The sequence below is a fragment of the Anabaena azotica FACHB-119 genome (genome assembly GCF_014697625.1).
GTDB classification, from domain to species: domain Bacteria; phylum Cyanobacteriota; class Cyanobacteriia; order Cyanobacteriales; family Nostocaceae; genus Trichormus; species Trichormus azoticus_A.
Genome location: NZ_JACJSG010000017.1, coordinates 49,994 through 72,475, shown reverse-complemented (window position 1 = coordinate 72,475; position 22,482 = coordinate 49,994). Strand labels below are relative to the sequence as shown.

21 protein-coding genes are annotated in these 22,482 nt (G+C 41.9%); 8 read left to right on the top strand and 13 right to left on the bottom strand.

Features of this window, described 5'->3' with window-relative positions; all coding sequences use genetic code 11:
• Positions 1-340: 340 nt before the first annotated feature.
• From H6G83_RS14240 to H6G83_RS36235, 3 genes are all read right to left on the bottom strand, one after another.
• Positions 341-763 carry an NUDIX domain-containing protein gene (locus tag H6G83_RS14240; RefSeq protein ID WP_190473196.1) on the bottom strand — a complete coding sequence of 141 codons (423 nt, stop codon included), beginning with the start codon at positions 761-763 and terminating at the stop codon, positions 341-343.
• A gap of 7 nt (positions 764-770) precedes the next feature.
• A complete protein-coding gene (locus tag H6G83_RS14235; RefSeq protein WP_190473194.1) occupies positions 771-1,283 on the bottom strand; it encodes a hypothetical protein in 513 nt (170 codons plus the stop codon).
• Positions 1,284-1,381: 98 nt separating this feature from the next.
• Entirely contained in the window at positions 1,382-1,630 is a 249-nt protein-coding gene (locus tag H6G83_RS36235; RefSeq protein ID WP_190473192.1) for a hypothetical protein, read from the bottom strand.
• 366 nt (positions 1,631-1,996) lie between these two features.
• Between H6G83_RS36235 and H6G83_RS14225 the strand changes: the two genes are divergently transcribed.
• Positions 1,997-3,343, top strand: coding sequence for a lipid-A-disaccharide synthase-related protein (locus tag H6G83_RS14225; protein ID WP_190473188.1), 1,347 nt, complete (start codon positions 1,997-1,999; stop codon positions 3,341-3,343).
• A gap of 40 nt (positions 3,344-3,383) precedes the next feature.
• On the opposite strand, the gene H6G83_RS14220 is transcribed toward H6G83_RS14225, so the two are convergent.
• From H6G83_RS14220 to ndhL, 6 genes are all read right to left on the bottom strand, one after another.
• A complete protein-coding gene (locus H6G83_RS14220) occupies positions 3,384-5,714 on the bottom strand; it encodes a COG1470 family protein (RefSeq protein ID WP_190473185.1) in 2,331 nt (776 codons plus the stop codon).
• Positions 5,677-7,902, bottom strand: coding sequence for a WD40 repeat domain-containing protein (locus H6G83_RS14215; RefSeq protein WP_190473182.1), 2,226 nt, complete (start codon positions 7,900-7,902; stop codon positions 5,677-5,679). Before H6G83_RS14215 ends, H6G83_RS14220 begins: the two co-directional genes overlap by 38 nt.
• A 475-nt stretch (positions 7,903-8,377) precedes the next feature.
• On the bottom strand, positions 8,378-9,028 hold the full coding sequence (locus H6G83_RS14210) for a heterocyst differentiation related protein (RefSeq protein WP_190473179.1): 651 nt from the start codon (positions 9,026-9,028) through the stop codon (positions 8,378-8,380).
• 241 nt (positions 9,029-9,269) lie between these two features.
• Entirely contained in the window at positions 9,270-10,070 is an 801-nt protein-coding gene (gene trpA, locus H6G83_RS14205) for a tryptophan synthase subunit alpha (protein ID WP_190473176.1), read from the bottom strand.
• Between the two features lie 217 nt (positions 10,071-10,287).
• On the bottom strand, positions 10,288-10,596 hold the full coding sequence (locus H6G83_RS14200) for a DUF3007 family protein (RefSeq protein WP_190473173.1): 309 nt from the start codon (positions 10,594-10,596) through the stop codon (positions 10,288-10,290).
• A 25-nt stretch (positions 10,597-10,621) separates the two neighbouring features.
• The gene (gene ndhL / locus H6G83_RS14195; RefSeq protein WP_190473170.1) at positions 10,622-10,834 is read right to left on the bottom strand and encodes an NAD(P)H-quinone oxidoreductase subunit L; all 213 of its coding nucleotides are present in this window, start codon (positions 10,832-10,834) and stop codon (positions 10,622-10,624) included.
• Between the two features lie 823 nt (positions 10,835-11,657).
• Between ndhL and H6G83_RS14190 the strand changes: the two genes are divergently transcribed.
• The 4 genes from H6G83_RS14190 (at position 11,658) to H6G83_RS14175 (ending at position 16,604) form a co-directional block, all read left to right on the top strand.
• A complete protein-coding gene (locus H6G83_RS14190; RefSeq protein ID WP_190473167.1) occupies positions 11,658-12,170 on the top strand; it encodes a hypothetical protein in 513 nt (170 codons plus the stop codon).
• A 138-nt stretch (positions 12,171-12,308) separates the two neighbouring features.
• Positions 12,309-14,141 carry an ABC transporter ATP-binding protein gene (locus tag H6G83_RS14185; RefSeq protein ID WP_190473165.1) on the top strand — a complete coding sequence of 611 codons (1,833 nt, stop codon included), beginning with the start codon at positions 12,309-12,311 and terminating at the stop codon, positions 14,139-14,141.
• Positions 14,142-14,228: 87 nt separating this feature from the next.
• Positions 14,229-15,794 carry a metallophosphoesterase family protein gene (locus H6G83_RS14180; RefSeq protein WP_190473162.1) on the top strand — a complete coding sequence of 522 codons (1,566 nt, stop codon included), beginning with the start codon at positions 14,229-14,231 and terminating at the stop codon, positions 15,792-15,794.
• A gap of 54 nt (positions 15,795-15,848) precedes the next feature.
• Entirely contained in the window at positions 15,849-16,604 is a 756-nt protein-coding gene (locus H6G83_RS14175) for a class I SAM-dependent methyltransferase (protein WP_190473161.1), read from the top strand.
• A gap of 34 nt (positions 16,605-16,638) precedes the next feature.
• On the opposite strand, the gene H6G83_RS14170 is transcribed toward H6G83_RS14175, so the two are convergent.
• The 4 genes from H6G83_RS14170 to H6G83_RS14155 all read right to left on the bottom strand — a co-directional run bounded on the left by H6G83_RS14170 (position 16,639) and on the right by H6G83_RS14155 (position 19,558).
• The gene (locus H6G83_RS14170) at positions 16,639-16,782 is read right to left on the bottom strand and encodes a hypothetical protein (RefSeq protein ID WP_190473158.1); all 144 of its coding nucleotides are present in this window, start codon (positions 16,780-16,782) and stop codon (positions 16,639-16,641) included.
• 56 nt (positions 16,783-16,838) lie between these two features.
• Positions 16,839-17,918, bottom strand: a complete 1,080-nt coding sequence (locus H6G83_RS14165) for a hypothetical protein (protein ID WP_190473153.1) — start codon at positions 17,916-17,918, stop codon at positions 16,839-16,841.
• Positions 17,919-17,970: 52 nt separating this feature from the next.
• The gene (locus tag H6G83_RS14160; RefSeq protein ID WP_190473151.1) at positions 17,971-18,954 is read right to left on the bottom strand and encodes a coiled-coil domain-containing protein; all 984 of its coding nucleotides are present in this window, start codon (positions 18,952-18,954) and stop codon (positions 17,971-17,973) included.
• A 451-nt stretch (positions 18,955-19,405) separates the two neighbouring features.
• Complete coding sequence (locus H6G83_RS14155; RefSeq protein ID WP_190473148.1) at positions 19,406-19,558, bottom strand: hypothetical protein; 153 nt, start codon at positions 19,556-19,558, stop codon at positions 19,406-19,408.
• Here H6G83_RS14155 and H6G83_RS14150 point away from each other — a divergent pair.
• From H6G83_RS14150 to phoU, 3 genes are read left to right on the top strand one after another with little or no spacing between them, the layout of a single operon-like run.
• Positions 19,551-20,303: a winged helix-turn-helix domain-containing protein gene (locus tag H6G83_RS14150; protein ID WP_190473146.1), complete on the top strand. Its 753-nt coding sequence runs from the start codon at positions 19,551-19,553 to the stop codon at positions 20,301-20,303. The two genes, H6G83_RS14155 and H6G83_RS14150, sit on opposite strands and share 8 nt — an antisense overlap.
• A gap of 59 nt (positions 20,304-20,362) precedes the next feature.
• Positions 20,363-21,667: a sensor histidine kinase gene (locus H6G83_RS14145; RefSeq protein WP_190473143.1), complete on the top strand. Its 1,305-nt coding sequence runs from the start codon at positions 20,363-20,365 to the stop codon at positions 21,665-21,667.
• 49 nt (positions 21,668-21,716) lie between these two features.
• On the top strand, positions 21,717-22,385 hold the full coding sequence (gene phoU / locus H6G83_RS14140) for a phosphate signaling complex protein PhoU (RefSeq protein WP_190473140.1): 669 nt from the start codon (positions 21,717-21,719) through the stop codon (positions 22,383-22,385).
• Positions 22,386-22,482 lie beyond the last annotated feature (97 nt).

The window sequence follows — 22,482 nt, the reverse complement described above, 5'->3', positions numbered from 1 at the left end:
TACATAATAAGAAGTAGTTTCTCTATACTTACCAGAGAAACTACTTGATTATTTACATAAAATTAAAGCTTTTCACTAATTATTAATTTAACGTGAGTTCGATGAACCTCTCCCTCCCAACCTCCCTCTCCTAAAAGGCCTTCGCGTAGCGTCTCCGTCAGGAGAGGGAGGAGAAACGAAAAAATCCCCCTCTTACTCCCCTCTCCTCGTAGGAGAGGGGTTGGGGGTGAGGTCAAAACAACGCTGGTCGAACTCACGTTAATTTATATAAACCTCTAATCACAAAAAATATTTTAATGTATGAGAACTAGCATACAAGATAAAGAATACGCTGTATATATCAAACGTCCGAATTGAATTTATATAAATTTAACTGAGTAATTTTTGAAAGTGGTTGTGGCAAACTTTCTCTAGAAAACCATCCAATAGCTTCACATTTTTCTGGCTCACAAATTTTCGCTTCGCCACTAATAAGAGAAGCTATATATGTAATAGAAACCCAATGTTCGTTTTCTTCTGGCAAGATATGGTCAAACACTCCTAATAATTCTTTTATCTCTATTTCTAAACCATATTCTTCAAATATTTCCCGTTTAATTGCTTCGATAAGTGTTTCACCAAACTGCACACTTCCGCCAGGAAACTCCCACATTCCCCGCTCATTCCTGGCAGCACGACCTCGTTTTGCCAGAAACAACAATCCTTGATCATTAACTATGATAGATCCTACTCCAACCCCGATATAATCAACTCCTTCAATCATAGTTACTTTATTTTATTAGAGGAATAATTTTACTTTGTACATATATAATAATGGCTACCACGACAATTAAAATAAAAAGAATAACGTAAGTTTCCTGCCAACGCCAAAAATTAGTCTTTTTGGGTAACTTACGAAAACCAACACCAACAACTTTATTTAAAAGCTCCACTTCGTCGGCTCTATAATCTAACCAAGAAAATATACCTGCAATAATTGAAAATATAACAAATGCAGCTAAAATTACCAGCAACCCTAGCAAACCTTGAAGTGCTGTCCTAGTGATGTCAGCAGTCAAATTAAGTTGCTGCCGTCCTACAAAGAGTGCAACTCCGGCGGTAGAAATAGCAGTAGCTAGTGTTTGAAACAAAGAGAGATACTTATGAATGTTCTCATTCAATGCACGAATCTCTTGAAGAATGTATTTATATCTTTCTAAGTAAAATTCCTGAACAATATCAGTGTTATTTGAATTATCATCTTGATTATCTATATATTGATTAGTTTGAGTATCCTTAGACATTTTTGCTACTTTACCTCCCTGAAAAATCATCGTCTTTCAAGTTTACCTCTTCTATCCTTGGTTTGAACGTATACCACTTTGAGAACAATTCCCAGGATTTACACTCCCAGCAGAAACACCTCGGTTGCAGACATGGTGGAATCTCTGGCGCGATCGCTCCTCAATTCAAACAGTAGCAAATCCTGTAAACTTCTATTTACATAGGTTTGCCAAAATTCTTGGTGAACCGCTTCCTGCTGTTGCAGCACAAAAATAAGAGGCTCTAATGTGGTGATGGGAGTGAGGAATATAGGACTTACGTATGAAGACGAAAAATCATTTGGCGATCGCTCGCCACAACAATTCAAGAATCACCATTAGCATCTGGAAGACCTCTCTCCAAACCTCGCTCCTACAAGGAGAGAGGCTTTGATTTCTCCCCCTTCCCTTGTAGGGAAGGGGGCTGGGGGGTTAGGTCTGACGGAGCGCTTTTCCACATAACGTGAAAAGTCAGACCTTATAGCTAGTGATTTATTGTACCGCGATCGCTTTGGCGAGACATACACGGTTACATATAATACAAAATATTAATGGTACTACTTCCCGCAAATAAGAATAAAGATTCCTTGCCCTACTTGTGTAATTCTTATATAAATAAACAACTTAAGTCCGCATAGCGTCATTACGAACTCTAATTACTAAACTAGACAGTTAATATTAATATTTTATTTCTCATGAGTGATGTGTCCCGTTTATCTCCAACCTCTCGGTTACAATTACTAGTACTAAGTAATGGTCACGGTGAAGATATAATTGCTGTCCGCATTTTGCAGGAATTGCTGCAACTAGCAAACCCACCGGATATTTATGCGTTACCCCTGGTAGGCGAAGGACGCGCTTACCAAAACTTAAATATTCCCCTCATTGGTGCAGTGCGTACTATGCCTTCTGGTGGCTTTATCTATATGGATGGACGACAGTTAGCGCGGGATGTACGCGGGGGTTTATTGCAACTTACCTGGAGTCAAATTCAAGCGATGCGGCGTTGGGTGAGTTCGCAACAGAAGTTAGGTAATAAACAAGCCATTCTCGCGGTTGGCGATATTGTGCCATTGTTGTTTGCCTTTATCAGTGGTGCTAACTACGCTTTTGTGGGGACGGCGAAGTCAGAATACTATGTGCGTGATGAAGTGGGGCTACTCCCCAGGAAATCAAAAGCAGCCCGTTGGGAAAACTTTTCCGGTTCCATTTATCACCCGTGGGAACGTTGGTTAATGAGTCGCCGTCGTTGTCGGGCGGTGTTTCCTAGAGATGGGTTGACTACGCAAATATTACAAAATTGGTCAATTCCCGCTTTTGATGTGGGTAATCCCATGATGGATGGTTTGCAACCAAAGGTTTCACCACAATTATTTTACATGGCTAATGCTCGATATCAAGAGATGGATAGACCTTTGGTAATTACCCTCCTCCCTGGTTCTCGTGCGCCGGAGGCTTATAATAATTGGCAGGTAATTATGACGGCTGTCTCTGCGTTAATGGCGAGTTTTCAAGAGCGAGATTCATTTTTACCCAATTCTGGTACTGTGGTATTTGTGGGAGCGATCGCACCGAGTTTAGATTTAACTACACTGGCTGAAACTGTCGAATCTCAAGGTTGGCAGACTCACCTAGATTTACCCTTACCTTTTCCAGATGCTGATGCTTTGATATTTAAGCAAAGAAACGCCCATTTAGTCTTAACCCAACAATCATATAACGAATGTTTGCATTGGGGCGATGTGGCGATCGCCATGGCGGGTACAGCTACAGAACAGTTTATCGGTTTAGGTAAACCAGCGATCGCAATTCCTGGTGAGGGGCCGCAATATACCCCAGCCTTTGCGGAAGCCCAAAGTCGGCTGTTAGGCTTATCCTTAATTTTAGTTGAGCAACCTGTACAAGTAGCGCAAGTAGTGCGATCGCTTTTCACCAACCCTGACACATTACATATCATCAGGGAAAATGGAGTCCGCCGCATGGGTAAACCAGGCGCAGCTAGGCGCATTGCTGATTGTTTAGTTGAGAAATTGGGAATTTAAAACTGATAACTGATAACTGATAACTGATAACTGATAACTGTTAAAGCCCAGGGAAAGCAGGGGTGATTTGGGGTACAGGGGCGGTAGGCGTAGGAGTAGGTGGAGGTGGTGTGAGAACTGCGATCGCAAATGCTTTTTCTTGTGGTTGCTGTTTACCCGATTTATCAGTAACTTGCAGTTTGATTTGCGATGGGAAGGCTTGATTAACTGATAGTTTTTGTGAGCCAACTCGCGGTACATCACCGATAATTGGATCAAGCTTGACTTGAATATCTTCTCCTTCTACTTGCCAAGAGAGAGTAGCTATTGTTCCTTCTTTTAACTCCTGATTGGGCTGGTCACTACCATTGAGTGTGAAAGAAACGATTCTAAATGGTTTTGGTAATATCTCAATAGCTGAATCTGTCTTTTTCGCACTATTTCTGTTGTTTACACTGTTAGAGAAAGCTTTCATCTCAAAAGTATATTTTCCCGCTTTTGATGCAGGTATAGATATATTATCACACCTGAGTTGTTGATTCTCTATTTCCTTACATTGTTGCTGGAAACGCGGGTCTGCGATCGCACCTTGATTAAATTTATAAACATACGGTTGACTTAGTAATGTCCCATCTTCTGCATTTCCTGTTATCCGCACTTCTCGCAGCAGCAAAAAGTTATTAACTTTCCAACTTAAATTAATATTATCACCTTTTCTATACTGTGATTTATCTGTTTTAAACTCTACAACTTGAGCTATTGGTTTCTCGCTAATTTCCACTTGCACTGGTTGAGCGGAAGTTTGAGCAATTTGGGAAGAAAAAGGTCTACCTTGACGATAAAAACCCTTTAATTCAAAGTTATATTTTCCTGTGGCTCTTATGCCTGTTTTAATATTATTACAAATTAGTTCTCTTCTTTGTGGTATTGTTGTACATGGAGATGCTGTATTTACATTGTTATTAACTAATTCTTGGGGAATCCCATTACTAAAGTCATATATTTTTGGTTGAATTGGTTGCTGACCTTTAATAGTCAACTCTAATCTTTTTAACTGTTGATAATTATCAATTCTCCACCCTAAAGTTACCTCTTCACCTTCCACAATTTGCGGGCTATTAGCTGCAAAACTTTCTATTCTTGCTGGGTCTGGGTGTAACAGTCGCCAAACGATGAATCCTATTCCCCCCAATAAACCCAAACAAACCAAAACTAATAGTAAAAATTGCCACAGAGGGCGGGGTTTCCAAACAAAACTCAGTTGAGGTAATGTATTAGGTAGAGGGAAATTTTCTTGGTCTAGGAGGTTGACTTGGAAGTTAATTATTAACCCGCCACCCAACCAAGGTCTGCGCCATCCAGGTTGAGGTTTCACTTGCAAATTAGTTACAGAACTTTTAGCAGGTAACAACCTAATTTCACTAGGCTGAAATTGATAAGTATATAATTGTTCCTCATCCCGACTTGTTAAGCTAAAAGTCAATTGGCGGACTACATTTCCCTGGTTAATTAATGATAATTCATACTTGGCAGGGCTACGACTTACTTGTGCCAATAAGGTCTGTACATTAGCATCTAAACGGTAAATTGTCGGTATTTGGATGTAAACCAAATCTAACAGCACCAACTCAGGAGAATTTTCTGAATATAAGCGAACAGTGGGTGAATAAATTCCCGCCAAAGTATCACCTGGTGGGTGAAATGTGAGCAATATTTGCCCTTGCGAATTAGGGTTAAGTCCGAGTGCAGCTACTTCCGATAATCCCAACCCCTCAGCCCCAGTTGTAGGATAAGTGATAGTAAACCATTCTTCGTCCAAATCTGGGCAAGTTAAGCGAAAACGGTCTACGCGGTTAGAACGATTTTCTACTATTACTTGCACAGGTAAAGAAGATTCATTCGCATTGAATAGTAGAGGTCTATTGGCATTACTGCTAGGTTTAATGGAAAAAGTCGGGTCATTTACCCGCACAACTGTCTGTTCTTGCAGCAGAACTTTTAGTTGCAGGGGAACGTTAATCGGAGTATCTTCAGGATAATGTACAGGAGCATCTACAACTAAAGTATAGTCATAGGTTCCAGGTAAAGCATCAACAGGAATTGGCAAATCAAATTTAATTTCATCACTAGCTTGTTGCGGGTCTATTGCCAAACTTGCTAGAGGAGAAATAGCCCAACCTGTGAGATTTTTAAATTCGTCACCATAAATAAAAGTTACATTAATAACCGCACTTTGATTGCCGCGATTAAAGATGATAACATACAGTTCAATAGTCTCTCCTGATCTGGCAAATTGGAGTTCAGAAGGCTTAACAATAATTTGTAATGGACTGACCTGCATACCCGCAAATTCCTTACTTGATGCGATGTAGTTTGACTTGATGATCTTCATCACCACTGAGAATCATGTTGTTTTTCAAGTCAACACTCCTGATTCCCTTGGGACTTTGGTAAATTGTTTGACCTGTTGCTGCTTTTGTCCTGTCGAGCTTGTATTCTGATGTTAAATACCAAGCAATCACTCGTCCATCATCTCCACCACTGACGAGTAAATTACCATCGTCACTAAATTTTAGAGTCCTGACTGGCGTTTTCGACATAACTTGCCAACTATCTATAGGCGGACAATCAACTTCGGGAATTGTATTCTCAGGGCTGGCATTTTTGAGGGTTTGGCATTGAGATAAATTCCAAATAGTAATGTAGCCCGCAGAATCGGAAGTTGCTAAAATTTTCCCTGCTGAGTTGGGGGCAAAATCTACTCCCCAAACATAATCTGTATTCCCGGTTCTGGGATCTATCTTTGCTAAGGTTTGCACCGCTAGATTCTGCTGTTTATTATCAACCTGAGTGGTGTTCCATGACCATAATAAAAAGCGCTTAAAGTTACCTGCGATGACGAGAGTTTGATCGTCGGGACTGAGGGTTAAAGCGCGGATTTGAAAGCCTGATAAATTAAGTTGAGTTTGCAGGTTGATAACTGCTGGTTGCGCCTGAAATTTATTATTAACAGATGTTCTTGACCATAACCTTAATTTACCACTGCCGTAACCGCTAAATAAATATAGGGAATTTTTTGTAAATGCTAAATCAAAGACTCTATCACCTCTAGCTTTGGGGTCTTGTTGGTCTTGCAGTTGTTCAGTTGTTTCTCCGGTCGGGACATTCCTAAGTTCAATTACACCACTATCTAGCCCGATCGCTACACGATTATTTTCCACCGGCATAAACCGGGAAACTTGCACCGCATCATCGGTAATTGCTAACAGTCCTTGGGGTTCTTGTCGGCGATCGCAAGCTACAGGGCTTTGATTATACTTAATATCTGCTGGCTGTAAACTTTCACCATTGTTAATTTTCCACAGTCTTAATGTACAATCATCTGAGCCACTCAGAGCCAACAAAGCATTGCCACTAAAAGCGACAGAGTTGACCGTGCGAGTGTGCATAACTGGCGATCGCATCAATAGCAAAGCTAACAACAAGGCAATAAGTGCTAAAATCGCCAGTTGTAACCACAGGGGAATCATAGGTAGACTCTCTAATTCTAGAGTCTGCGTTGCTGGGTCTGTAGTCCCCAAACGTTGGTCAAGTAAGTCAGGTTTAGCTTCTAGTAGCAAAGTCTTACCTATCCCCAGCCAAGGACGATTTGTTTTCACATTGAGAATAACTTGACTAGTTTCCCCTAAATGCAAATTGGCTGTTTCGGGAATAGTGTTATAAGTACATTTTCGCCAATCTCTACCCTGGACATTCACATTCACCTCTTGGTAGAGGTTACTAGCATTTTTGAAGACTAATTCAAAGGCTGCTGTATCAGATTTTAACTTAGGCCACCATGCAGCTTGACTAGGAATTTTTTGGCAATTTTGGGTTACATGAAACTCCACAAATCCTACAGGTAAAACTTCTATATTCCCGGTGGCACTTGCGGGATACCCATTGTTACTTGTAGCTTCGATAGTGAAGGGATAATTTTGGCTAGGTGATTGCACAACAGAGGGAGGTTGGCATTGAAAAATTGCCTCTGCATAGCCACCAGGCTCTAAAGGAAATTGTCTTTCTATACCATTCAACCAAGATGAATCAACCCCGACAAAACGCAATGTAGCATTAGTCGTTTGTTGACTTAAATTCCGCACCCGCACTGGTATATCTAAGGTATTGCGAGGATAAACTTGGAATGCGCGTACAGGTAATTCTACACTCAAAACTGTAGGTTGATTGTCTCGTTCGATGATCAACCGCAGCATGAGTCTACGTTCTTGTCCTAGCTGTGGCGAAAAAATTCTCACCTTTAAATCAACAGCGCCGACAAAACCGGGAATTGGTGTATTCAATATAAATACTTGAAACTCAGTGCTACTTCCCGGCGGTTTAGTTGCCGCTAACTCTGGTTCAAGTTTATACCAACGATATTCTGTATTCCGTTGCTCTCCTGCGGCTGTAATATCAACTTGAAAACTAGCAAATTGGCTACTGTCATTGTTGACCGTGACTGTAAAAGAGGCAGGATTAGAGTTTGGTCTAAAGGTAAGACTTTGTGTAGACAGGCTGGCACTTATTGAATTATGTTCCATACTATTTAATCCCCAGTTCGCCTATTTTTTCCTAGTTCAAAAAACAGGCATAGCTAAGTATAGCCAAGGAGATATTCCTCAAGGTGCAAAGTATATATATGTTCTTGAATAATGGCGCGATCGCACAAGCAACAACCCCATCGTCCATCAATGCTGGAATTTCTACGACGATGTGAAGGGTGATTTCTTCAGGTGACGATAGAAATAAATCAAGGTTTGTAGTAAGGACTTTAGTCCTTTTCCCCGGACTAAAGTCCTTACTACGAAATCAATTTTGATAACTTTACATTACTTAACATAGTTTGATTTATTTTCGACCGCTTACTTATGCAGCTATTGATTCTCGGACAGCATTTTGTAGAAATTGTCTTGAATCTGGGGTATCTAGTAACTGTACCCCACATATAAATAATTAAGCCTGCATAGACAGGCTTAACTAACGTACAAGCGGTTTCTCACCAACTATTTCGCTTGCTTATCTCATTTCATCGTATTCGTGAGCTTCCACTCGTCTAGTTTCCATACCACCGGGGGGTAGAAACTCAGCCCGACGTACAGGAACCAAAGGTTGTGTATTGCTGGGATAGGGATGAATAACTTGGACAGTACGGGCAGAACGTGGACGTTCGGCGAATAACGATAACACGCCAGCAACCACGATACCACCGCCAACAGTTAAAGTCGCACCGCCAACAGCCCAAACAATGGGGGAAGACCACCAATTGCCTTGAGCGGGTAACGCAGCAGCTGCTACTCTTTGAGTATTTTGTTGGGCTAACTGCATCTGTTGGGCGTTGTTCCAGTTTTGGAATTGGAACTGGAGTTGTTGATTTTGCGCTCTGAGTTGCTCGTTATCATTCTTTAAGCGCTCAAGATCCATTTTCAAACGTTCCAATTCCACGCTCTGCACAGGATTAGGCGCTGTTGGTTGCGGATTATTATATGCTGGCTGCCCATAAGGTGGTTGATACTGTGGCGGCATCACTTGGGGCGCTACTACAGTTGCTGGCATTTGTGAAGCAACACCAAAGTTAGGCTGTAGGGTTGTATTAGTTCCCTTGAGCATTAAGAGAGCCGCCAGTCCAGCTACGGCTACACCGCCGATAAATGCCATACTTTCACTCATCGCCTTCACCTCTCATCTGCGATGTAACTTTCATAACTTTTGACTGACTTACTCTCACACTCATAGTTTTTCTAGCCTAATTAATACACATAATACCCAAAATATAAGCTGTTGTATCAGCTAGTTTTTTACTGCCTAGTATCCGATGTTAATATTCAAGACCATAAATTTGAAATTGTCCACCACGACAGGAATAAAAAAACTATACTGTTATACTTTTTAATCTACTTTGTCTGAATCATCAAGATGTTTTGATGGCTGCTTTCAGACTTTGACAAAACTCGGCGATCGCACTGAGTCCTTGTTCTGGTGTTCCTTCAGCTAACCGTTTGACAAAGGCGCTCCCCACAATAGCTGCATCCGCCCCCCATTGCTTCACCTGGGTTGCTTGTTCTGGGTTGGAGATACCAAAACCTACACCGATAGGCTTATCCGTAAGAGCGCGAATTTGCCCTAATATATCAGATACACGGCTTTCCATTTGACTCCGCATCCCTGTAACGCCTGTGACACTGACCAAATAGATAAACCCTTGTGATGAACGAGCGATCGCTTCTATTCTCTCGGATGAACTTGTAGGGGCTATCAACAGAGTTAAATCAATCCCCTTGTCGCTGGCACTTTTAAGTAGTCCTGCGGCTTCTTCTAGGGGCAAATCAGGCACTACCAAGCCAGCGACACCAGCAGAGGCGATTTGTTCGAGAAACTCGTCAATTCCCCGGTGCAAAATCGGGTTGTAATAGGTAAATAAAATAATTGGCGCTTGCAAACTGGGAGTAGTGGCTTGTAACATTGACAAGACATTTTCCAGATTTGTGCCATTTTGTAAAGCACGGGTAGCGGCGGCTTGAATTACTGGCCCATCTGCCAAAGGATCGGAGTAGGGAACGCCCAACTCAATAAAGTCTGCACCGTTGCTATCTAATATTTTTAAAGCTGCGGCTGTAGTTTCTAAATCAGGATCACCGGCAGTAATAAACGGAATTAAAGCGCATTCTTGATTCCGTCTCAGGGTTTGGAAGCGATCGGCAATAGCAGTCATTTGTTAGTAGTCAGTGGTCAGTGGTCAGTAGTCAATAGTATCAAACAACCGACCACCGCAGACGATAGAGTGGGGAGATGAGGGAGTGGGGGGAGATGGGGGAGTGGGGGGAGATGAGGGAGTGGGGGGAGATGAGGAGCAGAGGAGCAGGGGAGCAGAGGAGAAAAACTAATGACTGTTGACTATGGACTGTTGACTGTTGACTATGGACTAATGACTAATGACTTTGCTGCTCTTGCTCAATTTCCGCTTGAATTTTCGCTAATTCTTCAGGGGAAAGTTCTTCCAGGCGTTTTTGGAAGAAAGCTTGCTCATAGTCTTCTCGTTGTTGGTGGTAGGTCAAATTATTTCCCACCGCACGTAAGACATAGGTTGCTAACCAGCCAATCAACCCGATGACAAGTACAACTTGGCTCCAAATACCAGCTTGTTGACCATCTAAACCAAATACTTGGAATCCTAAATACGCCAAGCCACCGATAATGAAAATGCCCAAGCCAATTCCAATAGCGTCAATACGTCGCATGAGATTTATGACCTACCAATTTTAATTAAACTTCGATTTTGCGTGGACGGGGGCGCAGGTTGATAAATGGAGATAAAACCAACAGCCCAGGGAAGAACAAAAATACCACAAAATACATCAAGGTGCGCTCAACAGAGCTAGCCGTATACCAGCGCAGGTTGAGATAAAACAGTAAAGCAACTGGCACAACTAATAAATAGGCTCCGGCTAAAGCCAGATATAGCAGGGGTACAATCATAAATCCTTTGTTTTAGGTGGATTAGATCAATTGGTGCATCTATTTTCCATCATAGGCTGAACTGGAAGCCGACAGGAAGCTTAACTATTGGGCTTTTAAATGAGTCTAAAAAAAATTCCTGATTCTTACTGGTAAAAATAAGAAAACAATGCTACAATGACAAAGGCAGTAAAAAAGCAACGGTCTTGTTAAACAAGATTGAAGAAGCTAAAGCTAGCTAGTAGGAGGAAGCAAAAGCAAGTCCGAGCTAGAAACAGCAAATCTCCTAACAAAGATAAAAATTTTTCAATTTGTTGGACAAAACACGCATTTACTGGTGAAATAGATGAGGAGGTATTTACCACCTCTACAAAATAACCCCAATAAAACGGGGGGGTGTGGCGGAATGGCAGACGCTACGGACTTAAATAAATTGAGCCTTAAAGAAGAAATTCTTTAAGTGGATGCTCTCAAACTCAGGGAAACCTAAATCTGTTAACAGACAAGGCAATCCTGAGCCAAGCCCAAAACTTACAAAATTTTGGGAAGGTGCAGAGACTCGACGGGAGCTACCCTAACGTCAAGGCGAGGGTAAAGAGAGAGTCCAATTCTCAAAGCCATTAGGCAGTAGCGAAAGCTGCGGGAGAATGAAAATCCGTTGACCTTAAACGGTCGTGAGGGTTCAAGTCCCTCCACCCCCATAATTAAATTCAAAATTCGCTCATTCAAAATTTTGAAGAGTAAGAGGCTTAACAGCTTTGTTTGTAGTGAGTGATTTATCACTTGATGTTAAGGTGAACAGGACTAAAGTCCTTACTACGAACTGAATAAGCGAGGAGTGGTGATGCTTGATTTGGCTAAAATTCAATCCATTGCTCAATCTTACTCTCCTCAAGAGCTTTTTGCAGCCCTGGTTTGGCAGCGTCGCTTTAATCAGTTTAATGGCGAAGAGGTAATTGCTGGCCTTTGCGCCCACAATGATTTATGGGCAAGCTTTTTGTTTACAAAACCAATCTTTGCACCAGATGAAGATTGTCTAAGTTTTATTGGTGTAATTGATACTTTGCTGGCGATGGCAAATTATCGTCCGATGCCGGAAACAAGTATTATTCATTTTGTTGCTTATCCTGCGGATACTTTATACATTTTGACAGAGAACCAAGATACAAAAGTATCTCAGCTTTTGGATTTGGGCAAGAAATGGCGTGCTGACTCTGTAGAAGTAAGTGATAGTACGAATGAGGACTACGGTTTACGATTGAAGCGGCGACTGAGAACTCGATTAGAAGCGGCGCTAAGGGGCGAAGATTTTTCACAGGTTAGTGATGCTGTGGTTGTTACCTATTGGTGGGATTGAGGATATTCGTCAATAGTCAATAGTCAACAGTCCATAGTCTATAGTAGCTATTCTCCCTCATCTCCCAGTCCCCAGTACCCAGTACCCAGTTATAGCAGACACAGCCAAGGCTGGTGTATTCGCGCTATAAAATGAATAATGAAGAGTAAAAAGCGACGAAATACCCTGCGCCAATCACTGGCGGTTTTTCGCTATAGCGGCAGAGCGATAAACTTGGTGTGGACTACTAGCCGCACTATGACTATTATTCTGGCTACTTTAACTCTAGTGGCTGGGCTGTTACCTGCGGCGATCGCCTATATCGGTAAGTTAATTGTGGATGCGGTGGTGGCTTCATCCCAAGGTAAAGCAGGTGGTGATAGTTTTGTCAATATCTATCCACCATTATTTTATGTGGGATTGGAAGCGATCGCCGTAGCTTTACTAGCAGCTAGTCAAAGAGGGTTGACTATCAGTCAATCTTTACTGCGGGTGTTACTGGGTCAGCGAGTCAATGTCTTGATTTTAGAAAAAGCTCTAACCTTAGATTTGGCTCATTTTGAAAATTCCGAGTTTTATGATAAAATCACCAACGCTCGCAGAGAAGCATCAATACGCCCCCTTTCTTTGGTTAACCGCACCTTTGGCTTAGTCCAGAATGCCCTTTCCTTAGTAACTTACGGCGTTTTGTTAGTCAAATTCTCACTTTGGGCTGTGGTAGCGTTAATTGTGGCAGCTATGCCGGCATTTATAGCCGAAACTAGATTTGCGGGCGAAGCCTTTCGTTTATTTAGTTGGCGTGCGCCAGAAACACGTCAGCAGCAATATATTGAAAACCTACTTGGTAGAGAAGATTATGTCACGGAAATCAAACTCTATCAACTGGGTGAAATGCTGTTGGGCAGATACCACAATGTATTTAATCAACTATATGGCGAGGACAGAGATTTGACTGTCCGCCGGGGGTTGTGGGGATATCTGCTAGGTTTGGTGAGTACAGCAGCCTTTTATGTCGCCTACGCCTGGATAGTCATAGAAACCGTTTTCGGTAAAATTTCCTTGGGAGACATGACAATGTATCTCACCGTCTTCCGTCAAGGACAGTCTACCTTTGCCAGCGCCCTGACATCCATTGGTGGGATGTATGAAGATAACTTGTACCTTTCCAACCTGTACGAATTTTTAGAAGAGAAAGTTATTCAACCTTGGGGGAACGTTACCAGAGGTAGCAAACCCCAAGATGGTATTCGCTTTGAGAATGTCTCGTTTACCTATCCAGGGAGTTCTAAACCTGCGTTGCGTAATATATCCCTGCATTTAAAACCAGGGCAAAAATTAGCAATTGTCGGTGAAAACGGTTCTGGTAAGACTACCTTAATTAAACTCCTCACCAGACTCTACACACCAGACTCTGGCAGAATTTTCTTAGATGGAGTGGACTTACAAGAATGGAATGTGGACGCATTACGCCGCCGTATTGGGGTGATTTTTCAAAACTTTGTCCGCTACCAGTTCACAGTAGGCGAGAATATAGGTGTGGGTGATGTGGAAAATCTCGACGATAGCAAGCGTTGGCAAGTAGCAGCCCAAAAAGGTATGGCACAACAGTTTATTGAAAGATTACCCCAAAGCTTTGGGACGCAGCTAGGGCGTTGGTTTAAGGGAGGGCAAGAGTTATCTGGGGGACAATGGCAAAAAATCGCCCTAGCCCGTGCTTTTATGCGGACTCAAGCTGATATTTTGGTGTTAGATGAACCGACATCAGCCATAGATGCCCAAGCTGAGTATGAGATATTTAACCATTTTCGTGCCGTAACTCAAAATCAAATGGTATTCTTGATTTCCCACCGCTTTTCGACTGTGAGGATGGCTGACAAAATTCTGGTAATTGACAATGGGGAAGTGGTAGAACAGGGAACTCATGAGGAGTTACTTGCAGATGGTGGACATTATGCCAGGCTGTTTTTATTGCAAGCCGCAGGTTATCAATAAGGAGGAGATTTTTTTCTCAACGCAGAGGAACACAGAGAAATACTCTGCGTTCCTCTGCGTTTAAAAAATGATTAGTAGGACTTATCTATGAAACTGATTTCTGAACCATCAATTCCTGTGAAAATTCAAAAGATGAAGGATAGGGTGCGGTGGAAGCATCCGAGTTTGGTGCAGCGAGGAATTGACCAAACTAGTCTAGTCATAGATGATGGTCGGGATGATGACCCGGAATTTTCATTTATGGTAGTTGGTGATAGTGGTACTAAGCCACATTACGGACATCATCCCCAAAGAAAAGTTGCAGAATTGATGTTGGCGCATAAGGATGATTGCCGTTTTGTGTTACACACTGGTGATGTAATTTATGTGGTGGGTTCCCATGAATATTACCCGACCAATTTTATCGAACCTTACCGGGAATTTTTGGTTGGGGGTGAGAACCCTGCACATATTGCTTACGATCGCATGATTTTTAATTTACCGTTTTTACCAGTCCTGGGCAATCACGACTATTATGATGTGCCTAAAATATATCGCTGGTTGACTGGTAGCACGTTGCGGTTACGGCGGATGCTACGTTACAAGGATTTTGAGATTGGTTGGCATGGTTCCAATCAAGGTGATGCTTATGCTAAAGCTTTTATTGATTATCTCGCAGCGATCGCACCTGAAGATTTACCTCATTATTTAGATTTACATTACACTGGGAAAACTGATACGGGTCGCTGTCTGCGTTATTTACCGGGAATTTTTACCCGTGTACCCCACCGTTATTATAATTTTCGTTACGGCGGTATTGATTTTTTTGCCCTTGACTCTAATACTTGGAATGAACCTTCACCCTTACCTACAACCCAAGCTGGCGATATTTACCGCCGAGAATTGCAAAAGCGCCGTCAGGAAATAGATACTGAAGAAGTACAGATTTTAGCAGATTGCGATCGCTTAAATCCAGACAACCCCGACGATGCCGAACAACTCGACGACCTCAGCGCCAAGTTAGACCAAATTAATGAAGTCAAACTCGACATTGAAAAACAACTTGCATCCCACGACGTAAATATCGACTTTGAACAACTAGACTGGTTACGCCAAAGATTAATCGAATCTTGGAACACCAAGGAAGTCCGGGGAAGAGTCCTCTTTTTCCACCATCCCCCCTACGTCACAGAGGCGACCAAGTGGAGTCAAGCGCAAACATTGGCTGTGCGTCACCGCTTGCGTTGGGTACTCGACCAAGTTGCCGAAACCCTTGGTACTTTAGTCAAGGAACGCCCCATAGTTGATATCATATTTAACGGTCATGCCCACTGTTTAGAATATCTTCGCACAGTTGATACAGGCTATGCCGACTCGCACATAAATTGTATCATCTCTGGTGGTAGCGGTCGCCGTCCCCGTCGGCAGCGACCAGAAGGGACAGAGTTAATGGAAATTTTTGAAGATTTTAATAGTCGTTCTCTGCGGAAAGTTGCAGACTCACTCCTCTATGTGGGACGCAGTGAACAAAATCTCCAAAAGCGACTAGCCTATTCTGGTGTGCGAATTGATGTTAAAGATGGTCATCCACCTAAGTTTATTGTCAGGCCATTGGTTGCAGAAAGGGTTGGTGAACAGTGGAGTCAAGGTGAGTTGGAACATTTTGTGATTTAGGAAGGGGACAGGGGACAGGTGATAGGGGACAGGGAACAGAGGTGTTGGGTGTTAATGATGATTTATAGACTGTGGCATTTTTTCGCAATTGTTTGCTTAATGTTAGGATGTTGGCTGGCGGATGGTACTGCTTTTGCCTTAGCCAACCCTTCATCCTCCAATATTTACGAACAACAAGCTATTCATAGTCCAGACGGTATTGGCAAATATTATATGGGGCGGGAAATTGCCAAATTCATGGGACATACGGGTGCAGGTTGGTTAGAAAGACCCAGCCGGGAAGCGGAGGAACAGCCGAGTAAGTTAATTAATAGCCTCAATTTACAAGCAGATGATGTGGTTGCAGATATTGGTGCGGGAACAGGTTACATTAGCTTGCAAATTGCACCTTTGCTGACAGAGGGAAAAGTGTTTGCTGTAGATATTCAGCCAGAAATGTTGGAAATTTTGCAGTTTTTTCAACAAGAGAAAAATATCACCAATGTTGATCCTATTTTAGCAACACCAGATAATCCGAATCTTCCTCCAAACAGTATAGATTTAGCGTTGATGGTGGATGCTTACCATGAATTTGAGTATCCGCGAGAAGTCATACAAGGGATTGTCAAAGCACTCAAACCCGGTGGTAGGGTTGTATTGGTAGAGTACCGAGGCGAAAATCCTTTTATTATGATTAAGCGTCTGCACAAGATGACGCAAAAGCAAGTCCGTCAAGAAATGGCTGCTGTTGGGTTAACTTGGCGAGAAACTAAAAATATCTTACCTCAACAGCATTTAATGGTGTTTGAAAAGTTAGCCATGTCACAGTGAATAGAAATTCCTCTTAACTCTGTGGTTAAATAAATTATTTTTCACCACGGAGACACAGAAGCACAGAGATAATAGAGGTATTGTCAACGGGTATTACATCAAGTCCGGCTAGAAACCTACGATATGCTTGGTTTAGTTGGGAATGGGTAATAGCGAATAGGTAATTGTTTCCTACCATTACCAATTACCAATTACCAATTACCAACCCCCAAGATATGATAAGTGTTTAAGCGGTTATTTATTCTTCACTTGGCTTTTTGCCTGTTCTAGTGCTATTTCTTTAATTGCTTGGTAAGAATTGACGTTAGCAGTACCTTCAATTGCTTTAACTGCTAAATCTTGTACTTGTTTGAGTGCAGAATCAAGTTGTTTAGATAAGGTTTGAATCCTGGCATCTTGATTGCTAATTGTCTGTTCTAAAGATTGCAATCTTTGTTCATAGAAACGTTTTTGTCCTTCTACTTCTTTAGCATACAAATCAGATTTAACTTTAGCTTGGTAATGGGCAATACCTTTACCTTCTTCGGTAGCTTTCTTAATAGCTGCTTCTTTCTCTTTGGGAAATGCTTCTACCTTGGCTTTATACTCTTCAAATTGCTTCTCTCTTTCCGCAATTACCTTTTCTCGTTCCGTCCACTGTTTTTCTATCTCTTGTTGAAACTCTTCTAATTGTTTATACAAAGCCTTTTGCTGTTGTTCATATTCATCGGTTGCCAATTTACGACGCAATTCTAAATCATACTTATACTCTGAACTATCTCGTTCGCGAGTTTTATTGAGATTTTCGTTGCGTTCTTTAATGGTTCTTTGATGTTCTTCTTGTTCTTTTTGCCAAGTAATTCTTTCTGCTAGAATTTCTTGGGAAAGCAATTCATAGCGTTGGCTATATTCCTCTTGATAAGCTTTGGCGTTCTCTTCATAGGAAGTAATTAGCGTGTTTAAGGTATCATCATCTACCTCTAAACTATGTAACTGTTGTAATTGCTCAACTTCTGTTGCTACCCCTTCTGTAATACCTGTCAACTTGGAAGCCTGGGTAGTCAATTGATTTGATAACTCATTAGCCGCAGTTCCAAACCCCAACTGAATTTTTGCTAAACTCTCAATTGTATAATTCATCTTTTGTTGAATATTAGCAGACTGATTCATAATTGTAATTGGCTCTGATTTGGGTTTTTCTTTATTAACAGATGCAGCTTCTTTGGATGCTTGGTTAAGTTGCGATTTCAGGGCGGCGGCTTCTTTGTTTAACTCTTCATAGGCTTGCAAAATTTCCGCTTTTGTGTTCTTGTCGGTTAACTTTTTTACTGGCATAATTTTCTCTATTTACTCCCACAACTATTTGCAGATATGACCAAACTAATGCTTATTTAGTGGCAGAATTACCAAAAGCCCTCATTGCTAAATCTTGTGATTGTTTCAGGGTTGCTTGCAGTTGTGTTGAGATACTTTCGATTTGTTCGGTTTGTCGTTGAATAGTTTCTTCCAATGATTTAATTTTCAATTCGTAACTCTGCTTGCTTGCTTCCCATTCTTTCTCGAATAAATCAGCTTCAATCTTCGCTCTCTGGCTGGTATCTTTAATGGCTTCTTCTCTAGCTTTCTTGACTGCTTCTTCCAACTCTGCGGGGAATGTCGCCACTTTTTGTTGATATTCAGTAAACTGAGTTTGACGTTCAGCCGCAATCTTTTCTCTTTCCGCCCAATCTTTCTCTTTCTGTTGCGTTTTTTCTTGAATCTCTCTTTCCGAATTGCGTTTTATCGATTCGTAAGAATCTGTATTCAATTTACGAGTAGTTTCTAACTGATATTGATATTCTTCTTGTTCTTGCTGGCGTTCTTTAGCTAACAAATCATTGTATGCTTGTAGCGCTTCTTCATACTCGGCTTGTTCTTTCTGCCAATCTTTCCGTTTGGTTGTGATCTCTTTTTCTAAAGTTTCCCGTTTACTGGCGATATCCTGTTCTAAGGTTCTTAACTTTTCTTGGTGTTCCTGTGTCAAGATATCCAAAGCATCGGCAACGATTCTAATTCTCTGAAGTTCTTGTAAATGCTTAGTTTCAATTTCAATTGCTTGATTTAATTCATCTAATTTCGAGTTCTCTTTGGCTAATTTCTCAGAAAGGGAATTAATCGTACTACCAAATTCTAATTGTAAATCTGCTAAACCTTTGACGATGCTATCAACAGTATAGGTGGAAGCTACTGCTAAAATCTCTTGATTTTTTACCTTATCTGCTTCTTCTTGTTTGGTGGCGATTTTAGATTCTAGCTTTTTCTGTTCTGCTAGAATTTGTTGAAATGCCTGCATTAGTTGCTGTTTGCTATCTTTTGATGCAACTGTGGTCATATTTCAACTCCTTGAATAGATGATGATGATTTAAATAACAAGCAATACCGAAAACTACTCCATGCAGATATCAGATTAGCTTTGGAGTTGGCTGTTTCGGCGCAGTGTAAATACGGGAATCAAGCAATGAATCTTACTTGCACCCAAAAATGATGCCAAATTGAAAAGATGACAAATTTTCTTGTAAGATAGGTATATTACCTGTCTCCTACTCTAGGTAAGCAGTGGCAACCCTTGATTGCTTGTTTGCTATGTTTTTTCGCCTTTAGTACTTATGTACTAGTTATTATACTCAAGCCTGTCAACCCCTGTCAAGCAATTTAGGATTTTATTTAACCTTTTTTCATGAAGCTCGAATCTGTAGACTTTTGGAATTTTGCGTTGCCGGGAACCCCAGGTGGTGTATTTTAAATTTTGTATAGAGCTATTTGACCATAAAAATTATTGTGAACTAGTAGCTAAAATGATTTATGGTATATTTGGCAATGTTACAGATATTACGTAGGCAATCACTTGCGATCGCCAAAATGCTACGAGAAATCAACTCAATCTCCCAATATTGATACAACCACAGGGCTTGAACTTTTGTGATATCAATGTACACAAGTGAATCAATCAAGTATTCGGCTAGAACAGAGATTGGTCAAACCAGTCGGATTCTGGTAGTAGAAGATGAAGAACTCATCCAAGAAATGCTAGCAGTAGCATTGGAAGAGGAAGGTTATGGAGTAGTTACAGCGCCTGATGGTCGGGCGGCTATAGAGTATCTCAAAAGTTTTGAACCTAACGGCGGGGATTTTCCCTTCGATTTGATTATTCTCGATTTGATGTTACCCCAAATCAACGGGCTGGATATCTGCCGCTTGCTACGTCATCAAGGCAACCCAGTACCCATCTTAATGCTCAGTGCTAAGGGTAGCGAAACCGATCGCGTGTTAGGTTTAGAAGTAGGGGCAGATGACTACTTAACTAAACCCTTTAGTATGCGGGAATTAGTCGCACGTTGTCGCGCTTTACTCCGTCGTCAGCGCCTGAGTACGTTACCCCAACTACCAGTGCTGAAATATAAAGAGGTGACATTAAATCCCCAAGAATGTCGCGTGCTAGTCAGGGGTCAAGAGGTAAATCTTTCACCCAAAGAGTTCCGCTTACTAGAGTTGTTCATGAGTTATGCGCGGCGGGTATGGTCGCGAGAACAATTGCTAGACCAGGTTTGGGGGCCTGATTTTGTCGGTGATAGCAAAACTGTAGATGTCCATATCCGGTGGTTGCGGGAGAAACTCGAACTAGACCCCAGCCATCCAGAATATATTGTGACTGTAAGAGGATTTGGATATCGATTCGGATAAGCTATGGAGATAGTTGTTAGTTTTTAATAATCACCCGCAACTAACAACTCGTTCCGCAAATGCTTTTATTGGGATTTTTTCTGGGTTTAGCGGTAGGTTTGGGGTTTTGGATTTGGCAACAGGTACAATTAAACCGTTACCTGACGCAAGTCGCCCAACCTGCACCATCTCTTACTGATAAAATGAAGGTGGCTTTGCCGTTGCTTCCCCGTCTGCGGCGCAAAATCGCCACCCTCAAGCAGCATAGGCAAGATTTGCAGCAGTCACTCCAAACTTACCAAGACCTACTCGACGTTGCGCCAGTGGGTTATCTGCAAGTCGATGAGGAAAATCAACTGCTGTGGTGTAACCAGCTAGCCAGGGAAATCTTATATTTACAAAGATGGCAACCAGGGCAGGTGCGTTTGCTGCTAGAATTGGTACGCTCATACGAACTTGACCGCTTAATTGAGCAAACACGCGATCGCCAAAAACCCCAAACCAAAGAATGGGTATTTCATCCTTCCTGTGACAATGCGGCAGAAATGCCTAGCATCAAATCCTTAATGTTGCGGGCGTTTAGCCTACCCCTACCCAATGGACAAGTTGGAGTTTTCCTAGAAAATCGCCAACCCCTACTAGATATGAATCAAGTGCGGGAGAGGTCTTTCTCTGATTTAGCCCATGAATTACGCACACCCCTAACCTCAATTCGTTTGGTGGTGGAAACCCTGCAAAATCGCCTAGAACCGCCCCTAAATCGCTGGGTAGACCGTTTGATGCAGGAAGTTGACAGGCTGGTGAGTTTAGTGCAAAGCTGGCTAGAACTGACGCAAATGGAAGCAAACCCCACCATGCAGCTAAACATGGAAACGGTAGAATTGCGATCGCTCATTGCTTCCGTATGGGAAACCCTAGAACCGCTTGCACAGCGTCAAAATTTGTCTATCTCCTATTCTGTCCCAGAAAAGCTATTAATTAAAGCCGACTCAGCCCGGATATATCAGGTATTCCTCAACTTATTCGATAACAGCATCAAGTACAGTTCACCCAATACTATTATTAAGATTGAAGCAGAAATTTTAACCTTTAAAAAGAATCATGGAGATAATTCTTTGCCGCCAATTGTAGAAATCAACCTGATCGATGCTGGAGAAGGCTTTGCGGATGAAGATTTACCTCATGTGTTTGAGCGATTTTATCGAGGTGATAAAGCCAGGACGCATACAGCCTTGCAAGATAGTAAGATTGTAGGTAATGGTTTAGGTTTAGCGATCGTCAGGCAGATTATTTTAGCTCATGGTGGTTCCATCAAAGCCATGAATCATCCCCAAACAGGTGGTGCATGGATACAAATACATATACCTGAAGTGGTGGCAAACTGACAAAGCCAAGACTATAGTTAAAATTATCTTCACGTTTGAGACTACAAGTGTGAAAGCCCCCGTTTATAGTCCCAACCCGGAAAACCCCCAGCTAGCCCGCGCCATTAGGCGCTTAGAACGGGATGTGTTACGCATGGGCGCTTTGGTAGAACAATCATTCCGCCTCAGCCACCAAGCTTTATTTTCCCGTAACTTAACAGCAGCTGAGGAACTTCCCCGCTTAGATAAAAAAATAGATCGTTTTTATAGACAGATAGAATCAGATTGTACTTCCATCATGACCTTACAAGCACCATCAGCTCAAGATTTGCGCTGTTTGAGTGCGTTTATGCAGTTAGTCCGAGATTTAGAACGTATAGGAGACTATGCTAAAGATTTAGCTGATATAGCAGTGAAAATCTTTCCTTATCCGCCTCACCCATCTCTACCGGAAATTGCTGTTATGGCACACCATGCCCAAGCTATGCTAGCAACTAGCTTAGTAGCTTTGGCGGATTTGGATGAAGCTGGGGGTAGAAGTATTAAGCACCTAGATGATGCTGTGGATAATGCGTATGACCGCGTTTATCAAACTCTCGCGCAACAACGAGATGTGCAAGGTGTGGTAGAACCTATTATTCTCCTAGCCTTGGCAATTCGTTGTCTAGAACGGATGGCAGATCATGCCACTAACATCGGTCAACGAGTAGCATATATTGTAACCGGTCAGCGCTCCTAATGATATTGGGAATATATTAGGCGATGTCCCATCCCTACCAAGGGGTGGGATTTTTTTAGTTCTAGGTGTGTAGTATAGGAGTTGGGACGACCTAATT

Bases quoted from the DNA above. Each gene is read 5' to 3' on its own strand.
- H6G83_RS14240 (WP_190473196.1), bottom strand. From the start codon at position 763: ATGATTGAAGGAGTTGATTATATCGGGGTTGGAGTAGGATCTATCATA.
- H6G83_RS14235 (WP_190473194.1), bottom strand. From the start codon at position 1,283: ATGTCTAAGGATACTCAAACTAATCAATATATAGATAATCAAGATGAT.
- H6G83_RS14225 (WP_190473188.1), top strand. From the start codon at position 1,997: ATGAGTGATGTGTCCCGTTTATCTCCAACCTCTCGGTTACAATTACTA.
- H6G83_RS14220 (WP_190473185.1), bottom strand. From the start codon at position 5,714: ATGAAGATCATCAAGTCAAACTACATCGCATCAAGTAAGGAATTTGCG.
- H6G83_RS14215 (WP_190473182.1), bottom strand. From the start codon at position 7,902: ATGGAACATAATTCAATAAGTGCCAGCCTGTCTACACAAAGTCTTACC.
- H6G83_RS14210 (WP_190473179.1), bottom strand. From the start codon at position 9,028: ATGAGTGAAAGTATGGCATTTATCGGCGGTGTAGCCGTAGCTGGACTG.
- trpA (WP_190473176.1), bottom strand. From the start codon at position 10,070: ATGACTGCTATTGCCGATCGCTTCCAAACCCTGAGACGGAATCAAGAA.
- H6G83_RS14200 (WP_190473173.1), bottom strand. From the start codon at position 10,596: ATGCGACGTATTGACGCTATTGGAATTGGCTTGGGCATTTTCATTATC.
- ndhL (WP_190473170.1), bottom strand. From the start codon at position 10,834: ATGATTGTACCCCTGCTATATCTGGCTTTAGCCGGAGCCTATTTATTA.
- H6G83_RS14190 (WP_190473167.1), top strand. From the start codon at position 11,658: ATGCTTGATTTGGCTAAAATTCAATCCATTGCTCAATCTTACTCTCCT.
- H6G83_RS14185 (WP_190473165.1), top strand. From the start codon at position 12,309: ATGAAGAGTAAAAAGCGACGAAATACCCTGCGCCAATCACTGGCGGTT.
- H6G83_RS14180 (WP_190473162.1), top strand. From the start codon at position 14,229: ATGAAACTGATTTCTGAACCATCAATTCCTGTGAAAATTCAAAAGATG.
- H6G83_RS14175 (WP_190473161.1), top strand. From the start codon at position 15,849: ATGATGATTTATAGACTGTGGCATTTTTTCGCAATTGTTTGCTTAATG.
- H6G83_RS14170 (WP_190473158.1), bottom strand. From the start codon at position 16,782: ATGGTAGGAAACAATTACCTATTCGCTATTACCCATTCCCAACTAAAC.
- H6G83_RS14165 (WP_190473153.1), bottom strand. From the start codon at position 17,918: ATGCCAGTAAAAAAGTTAACCGACAAGAACACAAAAGCGGAAATTTTG.
- H6G83_RS14160 (WP_190473151.1), bottom strand. From the start codon at position 18,954: ATGACCACAGTTGCATCAAAAGATAGCAAACAGCAACTAATGCAGGCA.
- H6G83_RS14150 (WP_190473146.1), top strand. From the start codon at position 19,551: ATGTACACAAGTGAATCAATCAAGTATTCGGCTAGAACAGAGATTGGT.
- H6G83_RS14145 (WP_190473143.1), top strand. From the start codon at position 20,363: ATGCTTTTATTGGGATTTTTTCTGGGTTTAGCGGTAGGTTTGGGGTTT.